The 14,312-nt window shown below is 60.3% G+C and carries 12 protein-coding genes; 3 read left to right on the top strand and 9 right to left on the bottom strand.

Translation table 11 applies throughout. The features are described from left to right. Positions 1–36: 36 nt before the first annotated feature. A complete protein-coding gene (locus ACSMXN_RS06035; protein WP_022914919.1) occupies positions 37–888 on the bottom strand; it encodes an enoyl-CoA hydratase-related protein in 852 nt (283 codons plus the stop codon). Between the two features lie 89 nt (positions 889–977). Next, complete coding sequence (locus ACSMXN_RS06030) at positions 978–2,234, bottom strand: acyl-CoA dehydrogenase family protein (RefSeq protein ID WP_022914920.1); 1,257 nt, start codon at positions 2,232–2,234, stop codon at positions 978–980. A gap of 490 nt (positions 2,235–2,724) precedes the next feature. Between ACSMXN_RS06030 and ACSMXN_RS06025 the strand changes: the two genes are divergently transcribed. From ACSMXN_RS06025 to ACSMXN_RS06015, 3 genes are all read left to right on the top strand, one after another. Beyond that, positions 2,725–3,849 (top strand): acyl-CoA dehydrogenase family protein, encoded by a 1,125-nt coding sequence (locus tag ACSMXN_RS06025; protein ID WP_027139844.1) that lies wholly within the window; start codon positions 2,725–2,727, stop codon positions 3,847–3,849. Between the two features lie 19 nt (positions 3,850–3,868). Further along, positions 3,869–5,104, top strand: a complete 1,236-nt coding sequence (locus tag ACSMXN_RS06020) for an acyl-CoA dehydrogenase family protein (protein WP_027139845.1) — start codon at positions 3,869–3,871, stop codon at positions 5,102–5,104. Between the two features lie 96 nt (positions 5,105–5,200). Beyond that, a complete protein-coding gene (locus ACSMXN_RS06015; protein ID WP_022914921.1) occupies positions 5,201–6,658 on the top strand; it encodes an NAD-dependent succinate-semialdehyde dehydrogenase in 1,458 nt (485 codons plus the stop codon). Positions 6,659–6,774: 116 nt separating this feature from the next. On the opposite strand, the gene ACSMXN_RS06010 is transcribed toward ACSMXN_RS06015, so the two are convergent. The 7 genes from ACSMXN_RS06010 to ACSMXN_RS05980 form a co-directional block, all read right to left on the bottom strand. Continuing rightward, positions 6,775–7,185 carry a Zn-ribbon domain-containing OB-fold protein gene (locus tag ACSMXN_RS06010; protein WP_022914922.1) on the bottom strand — a complete coding sequence of 137 codons (411 nt, stop codon included), beginning with the start codon at positions 7,183–7,185 and terminating at the stop codon, positions 6,775–6,777. 9 nt (positions 7,186–7,194) lie between these two features. Next, on the bottom strand, positions 7,195–8,379 hold the full coding sequence (locus tag ACSMXN_RS06005; protein WP_022914923.1) for a thiolase family protein: 1,185 nt from the start codon (positions 8,377–8,379) through the stop codon (positions 7,195–7,197). 144 nt (positions 8,380–8,523) lie between these two features. Continuing rightward, entirely contained in the window at positions 8,524–11,340 is a 2,817-nt protein-coding gene (locus tag ACSMXN_RS06000; RefSeq protein ID WP_022914924.1) for a branched-chain amino acid ABC transporter permease/ATP-binding protein, read from the bottom strand. Positions 11,341–11,388: 48 nt separating this feature from the next. Further along, complete coding sequence (locus tag ACSMXN_RS05995) at positions 11,389–12,093, bottom strand: branched-chain amino acid ABC transporter ATP-binding protein (RefSeq protein ID WP_022914925.1); 705 nt, start codon at positions 12,091–12,093, stop codon at positions 11,389–11,391. A 362-nt stretch (positions 12,094–12,455) separates the two neighbouring features. Beyond that, a complete protein-coding gene (locus tag ACSMXN_RS05990) occupies positions 12,456–13,076 on the bottom strand; it encodes a metallophosphoesterase family protein (protein ID WP_022914926.1) in 621 nt (206 codons plus the stop codon). Between the two features lie 28 nt (positions 13,077–13,104). After that, complete coding sequence (locus ACSMXN_RS05985; RefSeq protein ID WP_022914927.1) at positions 13,105–13,527, bottom strand: MaoC/PaaZ C-terminal domain-containing protein; 423 nt, start codon at positions 13,525–13,527, stop codon at positions 13,105–13,107. Then, positions 13,524–14,000, bottom strand: coding sequence for an FAS1-like dehydratase domain-containing protein (locus ACSMXN_RS05980; protein ID WP_022914928.1), 477 nt, complete (start codon positions 13,998–14,000; stop codon positions 13,524–13,526). The genes ACSMXN_RS05985 and ACSMXN_RS05980 overlap by 4 nt, the downstream gene beginning before the upstream one ends. Positions 14,001–14,312: the final 312 nt, after the last annotated feature.

Genomic DNA, 14,312 nt, shown 5'->3' with positions numbered 1-14,312 from the left:
TCGATTGCCGACGTCCCACTACGGCATTGCTTGGGCTTAGCTTCCAGTCCATTTCGGTGCGCGCTTCTCGGCAAAGGCCAACGGGCCCTCCCTTGCGTCATCGGAGTTGAACACCCTTTCCCAGACGTACTCCTCGACGCGGCGGGCCTCGGCCACGCCGTAGTGGCGCCAGAATTGCACCATTGATTTCGACCCTTGCACAGACAATGGCGCGTTCGAAGCAATCATCGAAGCGATCTCGATTGCCCGACTGAGTAACTCTTCTGCCGGCACTAGTTGCTGGACGAAACCAAGCTGGTAGGCCCGTTCGGCCGGCATGCGATCACAGGTCAGGAGCAGGTACATGGCCTCGTTGATCGGCATAACTCGAGCGAGGTGCTGGACGGCGATGCCAGCCATGATGCCGCGCTTGGCCTCGAAGACTCCAAAGTAAGCCTCGGGTGTGGCAATCCGGATATCGCAGTCGATCGCCATCTCCATTCCACCAGCTACACACAGTCCATTGATGGCTGCGATGACCGGTTTCGGACACGAACCGAACGGGAATGTGGGGATAGCGTCGACGCCATAAGCGCGAGACGCGCCCAGGGCACGCAAGGCCTCGCTCTGCTCAGCAAGGGTGAGCTCACCCCGCTCGAATTTGGCCTCTATTTCGGCGGACGCGGCGTTCCGTTCGGCCATCGCTTTCAGGTCAGCACCCGCGGAAAAGGCCCGCCCGGTGCCGGTGAGGATGGCGACCCGCATCTGTGGGTCACGGGCGAAGTCAGCTACCGCATCGGCGAGCAGGCTTTGCATGCCTGTCGTCAATGCGTTTAGCGCTTCCGGGCGATTGAACTGCCAGACAACATAATGCTCGTCTGGCACCTTCTTGATCAACAGATCAGACATGGCTCACTCCTGCAGTTGGACGTCGAGACGCCGCCACGTCGGCGGCGATAGCAGTGCTGCTGAAACTCCTACGGGGCGAACGCCACGATCTATCGACCGGTACGCAGCTCTCGGAAAGGGATGTCGCGGTCGACCTGCGGTTCCTTCGGCAAACCAAGTACGCGCTCGCCTAGAATGTTCTTCATGATGTCGGCTGTGCCGCCAGCTATGGAGTTCCCTGGAGCTGCGAGCACGGCATGAGCAAGCCGCTCCGACTCGTCATCGCCTTCTTCCCACGCCTGACCTCGCGGCCCGGCGATCTCGATCGCGACGTCCGCAGCGAGGCGGGCGAGCTCGGTGCCCGCGAGCTTGGCAATCGAGCCCTCGGGTCCTGGAGCCTTGCCTGCTTTGACGTCGGCGCGAATACGGTCAGACAGCAGTTCGAGTACCCGCGTAGCGGCGTACACACCAGCGAGCTGCTGACGTACAGCAGGATCGTCAAGCTTGTTACCCCTGCGTGCCACCTCCACGACACGCTCGAACTCGCCGCCACCAAGTCGTCGGCCAAGTCCGCCCCCGCCCGCGCCGATCGAGACGCGCTCGTTCATCAGCGTGCCAATGGCCGCGCGCCAGCCTTCGTTCTCGGTTCCAACGAGACTCTCCATCGGAACTCGGACGTCATCAAAAAAGACCTCGTTGAAGCCGGCGGCGCCAGTCATCTGGCGAAGCGGCCGGACCTCAACGCCCGGGCTGCGCATGTCCAGGACGAACATCGAAATGCCCCGATGCTTCGGCACGTCGGGATTCGTACGCGCCACGAGGAGGCCGAAGTCGGAATGCTGCGCCCCAGACGTCCAGACCTTCTGTCCGTTGACGACCCACTCATCACCGTCGCTAACGGCCCGAGTCTGCAGACTAGCTACGTCGGATCCGGCGCCGGGCTCGGAGAAGAGCTGACACCAGATCTCATCGCCACGAAGCATTCGCGGGATGTGCCTCAACCGCTGCGATTCCGTGCCGAACTCCAGCAAGGTCGGCGCGCACATGCCGAGTGTGATGACCAGCCCGCCGGTGGGAAAGCTGTATCCAACGGACTCTTCGTTGAAAACGCGCTGATGCTCCATCGTCAGACCTTGACCCCCGTAGACCTTTGGCCAACTGATGCCTGCATATCCGCCGTCGAACAGAACTGCCTGACTCGCCTTGGCCAGGTCGATTGCGAACGCGGTCTCCCCTCCGTCAGCATCGTTTACGTCATCGAGGGATCTCAAGTTTCCGGCCAACCAGGTGCGGCATTCGAGCCGGTACTTAGCCAGCTCGGCAGTTTCGACGATCGAATCGGTCAATGCCGATGTGACGCTGCTCATATGTAGTCCCTTTCGTCCCCGCGGGCCCGGCAAGCCTCCGGGTGGCGGGACTGATAGTACAAACCTCTAGCTCTATTAACCAAGTCCGTGGCCGCCAGTGGGCGTGGTTGACACTTCACTCGGGACGGCCGCGCCTGTCAAGAGACCACCGTTGACAAGCCTCTGCAACGACGGGGTTTCCGGCTCGTTCCGAGGACGCTGATACCCTAGTAGCCAGTATTTAGGCGAGTTTTGCGGGGTCCGAGCATCCTCCTCGACAGTCGTGGCCACTGCGTCAGGCTCACCAGGTGCCGTCGTGCCGCAGGCGTGCCCGATGGCACACGGGGAGAGGTGGGCGAATATAGGTAATCTTTTTACGGTATAGGTTTCGCTGGTCGGTGCGACGTGCCTATCATTGCCCTACCCGATGTCTGAACTGAGCGCCCATCTGGCGCTCGGCACTCTCCGGTGCGGTTGATTTCCGCCCGATCACGCCAGGTTGGAGAATCACATGGATCTTGACCTCACGGATGAGCAGAAGTCCTTGCAGGAAACGCTTCGACGCTTTCTTGAGACCGAGGCGCCACTGGCCAGGATTCGCGAGCAGTCTGACTTTGCCGACGGGTACCAGCAGAAGTACTGGCAGCAATTAGCGGAGTTCGGACTGACCTCGATGCTTGTACCAGCCGAGCTGGGAGGCGGCAGCCTCACCGATGCTCCGATTGAGGATCTGTCCATAATGGCTGAAGAAATCGGTCGTGCCGTCGCCGCAGGACCGTTCGTCCCCTGCAACGTCGTGGCCGCAGCCTTGTCCAACGCGGACCAGCCGGGTCGGTTCACCGATGTTGTGGCCGGCCTGGTTGGAGGTGAGTTGACCGCAGCCTGGGCAGTCGCAGAGCCGCTCTCGTGGGACGGACGGAACTGTCGTACCCGCGTCACGGAAGCCAACGGCAACCTCATGCTAAATGGAGGCAAGATATTGGTGGAGGGCCTGCCTACTGCCGACCATTTTCTTGTCGTCGCCCAGGCACCTGACGGGTTGGTGCAGGTGCTTGTGCCGGCAGGCGCGCCGGGTGTAATGGCACAACACCAGAACTCGCTCGACCTTGTGCGCAGGTTCGGCTCGGTCGAGTTCACTGACGTGGCGATCCCCGCCGACGCGATCGTATCGTCTGCGTCTACCTCCGCCGCTGACATCGAACGCCAGTTGCAGATAGCGATTGCACTGCAGTGTGCGGAGACCGTGGGAGCAGTGGACCGCGTCTTCGACATGACACTCGAGTACGTGCAGACCCGAGTCGCGTTCGGCCGCCCGATCGGCTCCTATCAAGCACTCAAGCATCGACTTGCCGACCACAAGATGTGGCTCGAGGCAAGCTTCGGCCTGGCCGCGGGTCTGGCGCAGAGCATTGCGGCAAAGGAAGCGATCACATCCGAGCTGGCCAGCGTCGCGAAGGTGCACATCGACCAGCACGCGGTAGAGACGATCCAAGACTGCGTGCAAATGTTTGGCGGCATCGGCCTGACCTGGGAACACGATATCCACTTATTTCTCCGTAGGGTTTCGACAAACTACGCCCTGTACGGAACACCTGATGATCACCGCGAGCGGCTCTGCGGGCTCGCAGGCCTCTGAGAATGGGAGTGGCAGATACATGACTGATATGGAAAGCGTGGACGATTTTCGCTTACGGGCCAAAACCTGGCTCGCTGAGAACATGGAGTTAGGTTCCGCCGCTCCGTATCGAGCAAAACTAGATGACTATGCCTGGGCCGACTTTCAGCGGGAATTACAACGTCGGGTGTTCGATGGCGGCTTTGCGGGTATTCGCTACCCGAGCGAGTACGGCGGTCAAGGCCTTACCGAAGAGCACCAAACCGCCTTCACCGAAGCAGCTTCGCCGTACGTCATGCCTGTGCAGTACTCGGTGACCCACGGCATCTTGGGACCGACGCTGCTCGACTTTGGTACTGAAGAGCAGAAGAAGCGCTATCTGCCACCGATGCTCGCAGGCGACATGTGGGTGCAGTTTCTCTCCGAGCCCAGCGGTGGTTCCGACATGGCGGGAGCCATCACCCGGGCCGTCCGTGATGGCGACACCTACGTGATCAACGGTGCCAAAATCTGGAGTACCAGCGCCCACTTCGCTGACTACGCGATGGCATTGTGTCGCACGAATGGAGACGTGCCGAAGCATCGAGGATTGTCGATGATCATCGTACCGATCCGTCACCCAGGCGTCACGGTGATGCCGATCAAGCTCGTAGATGGCACAGCGCACTTCTGTCAGGAATTCTTCGACGACGCAGTCATTCCAGCGGAAAACTTGCTCGGCAGCGAAAATGACGGCTGGACTGTGGCGTCTCGATTGCTGTTTCATGAGCGCAGCATGGTCGGCGGAAATAGCCTCGACGACACACCCCGGGCGAGCCGGACGCAAGAGCGTGAGGACGAGCTCGTCCGCCTGGCCAAGGACCTCGGTAAGACATCAGACCCAACGGTCAGGCAGCGACTCGGCGAAGCCATCGTGCTCGCGCGAGTCGAACGGTATGCCCTCAAGCGCATCGATGGTGGCATTCGGAGCGGCCGTATCCCTGGGCCCGGGGCCTCCATGTTGAAGTTGATGCATGCGGTAATTGAGTATCGACGCAGCGAGCTTGCGTTCGAGATCGCCGGATCAAACATCGCTTCGTGGGCCGACGAGGCGGCGGGAGCCCAAGTCGGAACCCGGTTCTTGGCGGCCCGCACCTCGACGGTGGCTGGCGGAACAAACGAAATGCAGCGGAATCAGATCTCCGAACGCGTCCTGGGTCTGCCGCGAGAGGTCAACCCTGACAAGGACGTCCCCTTCAATCAGACGACCCGCAACACGGTCCGTCCGACGAAGTAGCGCCAAGTCGGCGGCGCGAATCGCTCCGCCGGCCGACGACAAGTAGTGCGAGCCCTGGCAATCCGTTGCCAGTAACCCCCAAATCTGGAGCCCACTTTGACTTCTGTAGATCCAGCGCCAACGAGTCTCTACATAAACGGCGCTTGGCAGGCCGCCAGCACAGGTAAGACCTTCGCTGTCACGGACCCTGCGAGCGGCAAACTGATCGAGCACGTCTCTGATGGCGGAGCGGTAGACGCCGAGGCAGCGATCGCAGCCGCCTCGGCCGCGTTTGCCTCATGGTCAAAGCGCACTGCCTACGAGCGATCCGCTTTCCTCTTCGACGCGTACCAGCTGATGCTCGAGCGTTCGGAGGAACTGGCCAAGCTTATGACGGCCGAGCAGGGCAAACCGATTCGCGCAGCTCGAACCGAGGTGAAATATGCGGCTGACTTCCTCATCTGGTTCGCGGAAGAGGCGAAGCGGGTATATGGCGAAACGATTCCGTCGTCGAGGGCGGACCAACGATTCATTGTGAGTCACTCCCCCGTCGGCGTCGTTGGTGCGATCACCCCCTGGAACTATCCGATCTCTATGATCACGCGCAAGGTGGCCCCAGCGCTGGCCGCCGGATGTACGACCGTGCTCAAGCCGGCCGAGCAGACGCCGCTCACTGCCATCGCGGTGTTCAAGATCTTTGACGAAGTCGGTATCCCAGCTGGCGTTGTCAACCTGGTCACCGCGGACGACCCGCGACCGATCGGCGAGGCCTTCCTCACCAACCGCGCGATTCGAAAGATTACCTTTACCGGTTCCACGGAAGTTGGCAAGCACCTCGCACGTGGGGCGGCCGACCATCTCAAGCGAGTCTCGCTGGAGCTAGGTGGGCATGCACCGTTCATCGTCTTTGAGGATGCTGACCCGGCACATGCGGCTAAGGGAGCCGCGATGATTAAGGTGCTCAACACCGGGCAAGCCTGCATTGTGCCTAACCGAATCTTCGTCCATCGCTCTCTCAAGGATGAGTTCCTTGCCGTTCTTGAAGACCGATTCTCGAAACTGAAGGCAGGCAGCGGCCTCTCCGATGGCGTCAGCATCGGTCCGCTCATTGACGATGCTGCCTTGCGACGGATGGAAAGGCAGGTCGACGATGCCCTGAACAAGGGAGCCAAACTTGTGTCCGGCGGAGCGAGACTTAGCGGAGAAGGTCTGGACGACGGCGCGTTTTTCGCCCCGACAATACTCACCGATGTCACTGCCGACATGGTGATCTACCGCGAAGAGACGTTTGGCCCGATCGCCCCCGTGATTGTCTTCGACGACGAGGACGAAGTCATCCAGATGGCCAATGACACCGACTACGGCCTCGCGTCGTATATCTATACCAACGATCTCGGCCGGGCCTTCCGGGTAGCTGAGGCGCTAAGGTTCGGCATGGTCGGGGTCAACGACATAAATCCGACCTCCGCGGCCGCGCCGTTCGGTGGTGTCAAAGAGAGCGGCCTCGGACGCGAGGGTGCACGTGAAGGCCTACGGGAATACTTGGACACGAAACTCATTGGTCTGTCGATCTGACCGGATGTGCTAACGGCATCGTCCGCCCCTGCAGATGGATACGCAGGGGTGGACGATGCCGTTTCGGTGTTCTCCCGCCAAGCGCAGCCAGACGTGGCGAGATCAACGTAGCGAGATCAACGTGGAGCGAAGCGCAGCATCGTCCACTGATCGGTCACGTCATCAAAGATGGCCTTCACCGGAAGGCCGATCTCAACCGATGTCGAGTCGACCTCGACGACATCGGCAATCATTCGGACACCTTCATCCATCTCGACATGGGCGATGGCGTATGGAGCATCAACTTGATACACCGGCGACGGAGCACGGTATACCACCGTATAGGTGTAGACGGTTCCTAAACCGGACAGCGGATGCCAGGCGTACCCCGTCTGATGACAGGACGCACACAGTTCCTTGGGTATGTGCCTCAGCGTGCCGCACGACGTGCATTTCTGAACCAGTACCTTGCGGTCACGCAGGCCATGCCAGTAGGGCAGCTGCCACTCTGGAACTGATTCGGGCAGTAACTTCTGTCGTTCAGCCATGACCTCTCCTCACACCCTTGCCAACACGGCGGCGTAGGAGCATTGCATCATGCCGCCTACCCCACTTACGTAAGCCAGTTCGGCGCCTTCAACCTGCCGGGATCCACCTGCTTCGTGACGCAATTGCTCGACCACTTCAATCATGCCAAATAGACCACAACTGCCGGCATGGCTGAACGACAGGAAGCCACCCGAGGTGTTGGTAGGGAGTCGTCCACCGATGTTTAACGCACCGCCGGATACGAAGGCGCCGCCCTCACCAGCCTTGCAGAAGCCCGCGTCCTCGAGCCCGAACAGCACCCCGCTCGTGAAGTGATCTGAGATAGCGGCCACCTGAATGTCAGCCGGCGAGACGCCAGCCATCCCGAATGCCGTTTCAGCCGCGATCTTTCCACCGAACGAGGTCAAATCCGGAAGTGCGTTCGGGTCTAAGAACATATGCCCCTCGCCATAACCCAGCAGCGAGATTGGAGCGTGCTTTCCGATACGGCGGACTCGTTCGGTTCGAGCAATGATCATGGCGCCGCCGCCTTGATTGATGGCGCAGCAATCGAGCATTCGGAGCGGGTCGGCGATCATTCGTGAGTTGAGCACATCATCGATTGTGATCTCGCCACGATGACCCTGATATGAAAGCGGATGGAGGGTTGCGCTGCGCCGCTGCGCGACCGCGACTTCAGCTAGCTGCTCAGCCGTCGTACCATATTCGTACATATGCCGACGAGTGAGTGCCGCGTAGTCCGAGACGCGCGTTCCGCCGTACGGATACTCGTACTGTCCGCTGAGCTTCGCCATCGCAGCGACGGCCGAGTCGCGGTCAGAACTTGCATAGCCGGCTGCGACCCCGGCAGCAGCGGTCGCGATCACCACCACCTCTGCGAGGCCCTGGGAAATCGCGTACGCGGCCAGGTTGATACCGGCGGATTGCGCAGCGGCACCAATCGTTGAGGTCGCGTGAAATCTCAGAGGATGACCCAACAGATCCCCCATGACCGCGCCCGGGAGCGAGGCTCGAATGCCGACGCCTTCTGCCGCCGGGCCGATCATGCCGTCTATTTCGCCGGCCGGTATTCCGGCGTCATCGCACGCCTGAAGGACACACTCCCACCAGACCTCCGGTTGCGGCCGATCGCTCAAGTCGCCTTGCTGTGTCTGGTACACACCCGCGACCGCTGCGTCCGAGTAGTTGGACACGCACTTCCTCCAATTAGTTCATTTATTTACCTCTATCTTGAGGACGCAGTGGAGCCCTGTCAACGCTGACCAGATAGAGATGGCCTACGTCACTCGCGATACGTGACGGCACCAGCCCGCTGCGATCGAGATTGACTCGCCCTATCAAGCCGTTTCGACTGCAATTGCAGACGGCTGTGATTGCACATAGTCCGATACGTCGTCGTCGCCGAGGTACGCCTTGCGGACAGCGTCGCTGTTGGAGATCTGTGCAGCGTTGCCCTCCTCGATCAACTGTCCGAAGTCCAAGACGTAGAGGTAGTTGCAGACGCTCAGGACCAAGCTCATGTCGTGCTCCACAAGGAGAATGCCCAATCCGCGCTCCGCCACGGTGCGACAGAGGATCTCGCCGAAGACTGCGGTCTCCGCGCTGTCCAGGCCCGACGATGGTTCATCAAGCAAGAGCATGTCGTATGGGCCGACCAGACACCGGGCCAACTCGACGAGTCGACGCTGACCGGTCGACAAGAGGCCGGCCTGCAACTCAGCGAGGTCACCTAACCCGCAGCGGGAGATTGCTTCTTCCGTCTGTTCGCCCATGAGGATGCGGTCGGAGCGGCGCGCGGCGAGTTGACGAAGCGGGTTCTTCCCGGCCATGGTCGCTTCCACTCCGAGTGCAACGTTCTCTCGGACGGTCAGAGAATCAAACAGCTCCATCTTCTGGAATGTCCGTCCCAGGCCGAGCCTGGCGCGGGCGGGTGAACCGACTGACGTCACGTCCTTGCCGTGTAGGTACACCTTGCCTTCAGACGGACGAACCAAGCCCGAGCAGGCATTGAACGACGTAGTCTTGCCCGCTCCGTTGGGTCCGATGAGCCCGGTGATTCGGCCCGTTGGTGCTTCCAAGTTCAACGAGTTGACGGCCACCGCGCCGCCGTACCGAACGGTGAGGTTCTCGATCTTCAAGCCCGTTCTACCCGGCTTGGGTGCCGCCGACTTCGGCGATTCGACCGCTGAGGCCACCGTGCCTGCGCCAATCAGCCCAGACGCCCTTGTGGCGGCGACTCGCGGTTTCGGTTCGCTGACTTGAAGCGCGGCACCTGCGGCACCCGCGAGCGCAGGCTTTCGGCCACCTAGCCGGTCGACCAAGTGCCTAATCCGGTCCGCGCCGGCTGGTTGGCCCCCCTGGATTGCTATCAGGATCGCGGAGAATCCGAATAGCGCCTGAAAGTAGTAAGTCACGTTGATCCCGCTGAAGAACGTCGGAATGACAGAGAGCCCGATGCCAGCCTGGAACGCGTACCAAGGGACACCACCGCCAACGATCATGAGAAGCACGAACATCGTCAGCGATGTGAAGGACGCGAATGACTGACCGCTGATCTGCAGTGAGAGGCTTGCGGTCAGCGCTCCAGAAATCGCGGCGATGTATGCAGAAAGACAGAAGACCATAACGCGAGTGACGTTGAGGCTCACTCCCATAGTCGAGAGTGCCAGCGGCGAATCGGACATCGCCCGGAGCAGACGGCCTAGCCGCATCCTGGTGATCATGACAACGCCGGCGGCGAAGAATACGACCATGGCCAACACCACGTAGTAGTAGCCCTTGTCGCTATCAAGGCTCAACCAGCTCAGATGGGGGCGCGGTGCGGGTACACCCGACGTAAATCGCGAGAACATAAAGGGTCGGGTATAGAACATCTGTTCCAAGACGATTCCGAATCCGAACGTCGCTAACGCAAGGTACAACCCTGACAGGCGAATCGCCGGTATCGCGATAAATGCACCAACTGGCACGGCGACCAGTCCCGCGACCAAGACGGCCAGTAACCAGGGAAGCCCCGTACCACTCATGAGATGCGAGAACGCGGCGGCACCTACCGCGGCGAAGCCAGCATGCGCCAGCGAGACCTGCCCCGACGTCTTGACGAGCAAGCCCAGCGAAAGGAAGAGCATGGCGCTCGTCAAACCAGCGGTGAAGACTGTCAGCCGCGCGCCGGCGAAGGCTGGCGCGATGACGAGCAGCACGAAGAACAGGCCTCCGCCAATGATTTGAATCCGGGCCGGCGCTCGCCAGGTCGGCTGAGGGCGAGCCTGCGTGACCCGTCGGTCCACGAGCTTGGATTTCGGCATCAGGACCAGTACCAGGAAGAGCGCTATGAACGGGATGCTAGGTGGCAGACCTGCGAGGAAGCCATCTCCGTGGATGTATTTGGTGGTGATCGATGACGCGAGGCCGATCACGAGGCCACCCACATAGGTCATTGGCAAGCTGGAGAACGCGCCAATAGCGGCCGCACCGAAAGCCTGCACGACGAGCAGGGTGAGCAACAGGGCATCAAGCCCAACATTCGGTGCGAGCAACACACCCGAGAGCGACGCGAATGTCGAACCGATGATCCAGGACGCACGACGCACAGCGCGTGGGTTGATCCCCTGCTGGTCGAGGAGCTCTGGATTGTCGACCACCGCTCTCATGGCCGTACCGAGCCTGGTCCGTCGTAGCAGCGTGTAAAGCCCCACGACCGACACGAGTGAGATCCCTATGATGATCAACTGGTCGTACCCGATTGTGAGCTGGCTACCGACCTGAATGGTGTCTTGAGGCAGGAACGTCGGAATCGGTCGCGGCGTGGTTCCGTACTTAGCTGACGCCAAGGCCTGTACCAACAAAACTATGCCGAGCGTTCCGACGATCTTGATCGCAGTTGTACACACAGCGAGTCGTCTAGCGAATTGCTCCATGAGCAAACCGATGATCGGTCCAATCACGAAAACACTTATAAACGCTGCCACTTGCCAGCTCAGACCATGGCTGACCGATATGACGTAGAAGACATATGTTGTCACTGTCGCGATCGCGCCGTGCGCGAAGTTGAACACGCCAGACGTCTTATATGTCAGAACGAGACCTGTCCCCGCCAGACCGTACAAGGCACCTGATGTGAGACCGATGATGAGGAAGGGAAATAGGCTTGACACGTGTTCTCCAGATTCCTGCTAGGAGCGACGGCAGTCGGTGGGTTCGGTTTACGTCGCGGCTACTTCTACGCCCAGGTAACGACTGAAGATGTCCTCACCCTCGAGCTCTGTGGATTTGCCGCTGAACACGATCTCGCCACGAGTGAGAATGTAAGCCGTTTCGGACAACGCGAGTGCCCGGGTTACGTACTGCTCGACAAGCAAGAGCGAGCTTCCGGCCTGGACTATCCCTTTTAGGAATTCGAATATCTGGTCGACAATGACCGGGGCCAGACCCATGGACGCCTCGTCTACCAGCACAAGCTTTGGAGACCGAACATAGGCGCGGACCAGCGCCAGCATTTGCTGCTCACCGCCACTCATGCTTCCAGCCGTCTGGCTCAGGCGTTTGCCGAGAATCGGAAACGCATCTCCCGCGCTTTCGATGCTCTTGCGCTCTTCGCCCTTCCGTGAGTGCAGAATGAGATTTTCCTTCACTGTGAGAGACGGGAAGATCCCGCGACCCTCAGGAATATGGCAAATGCCGAGCTTGGCCCGTTGATACGGACGCCGAGACGTGATGTCAACGTCGTCGAAGAGAATCTTTCCCGAGCGCGGCTTCAAGGTTCCCGAGAGCACCCGTAACAGGGTGGTCTTTCCCGCACCATTCGGGCCGAGGAGGGCGACCACGCTGCTCTCGGGGACGGTCAATGAAACGTCGCGTAGCACAGTCGTGTCGCCGTAACCCGCGACAAGGTTCTTGATTTCGAGCATGGTTCCCTCCAGAAGAGGTGGCTGCGATGGCAGGTGATGAGATGGCTCCGGCGGGTGTCGCTTAATTTGGCACATCATTCAGCGGATGTCTATGAATCCTTCAAATCCGTTTCAAGTCTGTAGCCATCTGATGACGAAGAGCTACCCGATCTGAGGGCCAAAAGCGGCCCGCTGCCCCGTATTCCGGGGCACATGCAATCTCGCAGGCGAACGTTACGGCCCAAGACAGGCAGGCGCTCAGCTGCGTCGTGGCGGCCTGGGTATGGCTTAATTCCAGAACTGATCCCGCAGTGTCAGCCACCATACCGCTAACGGTTTGTACAGTCGACATGTCTCGGGCGGTAGCTGGCGGCTCGAAGCCCTCAGCCCGCGACCCGTGACGTCACCGCAGCTTCGGTTCTACGTGTAATCGGTCGGCGGTGGAACTCCACCGCGCCTTCAGCGGTGTCCAACACTGCATAGGAGATACATCCCTGCTGGCCGCGCTCCCGCGATTGCTCCAACGAACCTGGGTTCACCACCAAGGTGTGTCCGATACGGACCTCCATCGGTATGTGAGTGTGCCCAAGCACCAGGAAGTCGACCCCCAGGGACGACGTACGTTCGAGAACCGAACTGTTCGCGTGGACGTATTGGTTGTGAGGGGCCCACGGACTCCCATGTGCCATCAGCAGCCTCTTACCGTCGATGACCGTCTCGAGGTGAGTTCCGATAGTCCGCACAAAATCAACGTTGGCTGCTTTCACAAACGGTGCGCTCAGCGCGCGCTTTCCGTGTGGCCCGAGCAATACCTCCTCGTGATTGCCGAGGATGTATCGGATCTGGTGTTCCCGGATTAGTTCGATGACCTCGTTGTTGAAGCGGTACTCATACAGCGCGTCGCCTGCCAACAACACCTCGTCAACTTGGTCCGAAAACTCGGCAAGTGTCTCCTTAAGCGTGTCGTACGCGCAGTGCACGTCTGAGATCAGGCCAAGCTTCATAAGGATCGATGCCCTCCGTATGCAGCACTCAACTATCGAGCAGTGCGGTAGCGGTGCCTTCTAGCACGGGGGTTCCGGATTGGTTTGCCGTCAGCAGGTCGATGGAGGCCAAGGTGCCATCCGGTGTGGAGTCCAGGGCAGTTACCTTGCCACTGGTAGTCAGCGTGTCACCCGGCCAGACCTGGCCGCTGAAACGAACACCGAACGTCTTGAGAGTGGCGGTACCGAGCCAATCAGTAAGAAACCTTCCCGTTAGGCCCATGGTCAGCATGCCATGGGCGAAGATTCCGGGAAATCCCATCGCTTTGGCATACGGCTCGTCCGAGTGAAGCGGGTTGTAGTCGCCGGAGGCGCCGGCGTACATCACCACCTGTGTCCGAGTCAGGTTGTCGACGACGACGAGTCGTCGCGTCTCACCTACGCGCAGCTCGACCTTCGACCCGGCGGTCACGAAGCCGTCTCTCCCGGAGTGCGTTCCGTCCGCACGCCGACTGAACGTGCCGTCACGACCAGCTCGTCCTGGCTGTCAAAATAGTCCACGATCCGCTCGCTGAACCGGAGTTTCCCACCTCGCCGGCCGTCCTTCTCCCACGTCTTACCGGACCTGGACTCCGCTCGGAGGACGTCACCTGCACGGATGGGCCGGTGATACGTAAAGTGTTGCTCTGCGTGCAGACCAGTCCCGGTGTCCTCAACCTGCCGCACAACGCCCGTCGCCTCCTTAGCGGAGCCCATCCAAGGCTGATGGAAGTTTGGTCGCAGTGAATAGTCGGGATCAAACTGCGCCGAAGCCATGGTGAAGGTCGGCGGCGCGATCACGTCCTGACCGGCCGACAGGTTGACGTAGGCGGGGTTATTGTCGCCGATTGCTCTGGCGAACATCATGATGTGACCGGCTTCTACCAGAAACCGCTGGGCTCCCATTTGATTCTCCCTCTATGAGCGGGCACGTCGCGTGGTTCGCGGCGGCACCCGCAGTGTGGCATGGCCGCGATCACTGACAGCCATCGTGTCATTGATCTCGCAAAATGATTTACATATAGGAACGGATAGACGTAGGGTTGTCCAAAGGCCTGACCCAGGAACAGCTTTGCCGTGGACGGTCACTGCATGCTCGTTGACGGCCACCGAACCAGACGCCGCTCGCGAGCCTGCCTGCGAGAGAGACGTTCGCCAAGCAGTAGCACAAGACCACCACAAGACCACATCGCATATGGCCCACAACGATGACGATCT

This window comes from Parajatrophihabitans canadensis, assembly GCF_053764775.1.
This window is presented reverse-complemented; position numbering and strand designations above follow the sequence as displayed.

Excerpts from the sequence above, each read along its gene's own strand:
- ACSMXN_RS06020 (WP_027139845.1), top strand. The coding sequence starts at position 3,869 with ATGACTGATATGGAAAGCGTGGACGATTTTCGCTTACGGGCCAAAACC.
- ACSMXN_RS06030 (WP_022914920.1), bottom strand. The coding sequence starts at position 2,234 with ATGAGCAGCGTCACATCGGCATTGACCGATTCGATCGTCGAAACTGCC.
- ACSMXN_RS06025 (WP_027139844.1), top strand. The coding sequence starts at position 2,725 with ATGGATCTTGACCTCACGGATGAGCAGAAGTCCTTGCAGGAAACGCTT.
- ACSMXN_RS06010 (WP_022914922.1), bottom strand. The coding sequence starts at position 7,185 with ATGGCTGAACGACAGAAGTTACTGCCCGAATCAGTTCCAGAGTGGCAG.
- ACSMXN_RS06035 (WP_022914919.1), bottom strand. The coding sequence starts at position 888 with ATGTCTGATCTGTTGATCAAGAAGGTGCCAGACGAGCATTATGTTGTC.
- ACSMXN_RS05980 (WP_022914928.1), bottom strand. The coding sequence starts at position 14,000 with ATGGGAGCCCAGCGGTTTCTGGTAGAAGCCGGTCACATCATGATGTTC.
- ACSMXN_RS05995 (WP_022914925.1), bottom strand. The coding sequence starts at position 12,093 with ATGCTCGAAATCAAGAACCTTGTCGCGGGTTACGGCGACACGACTGTG.
- ACSMXN_RS05990 (WP_022914926.1), bottom strand. The coding sequence starts at position 13,076 with ATGAAGCTTGGCCTGATCTCAGACGTGCACTGCGCGTACGACACGCTT.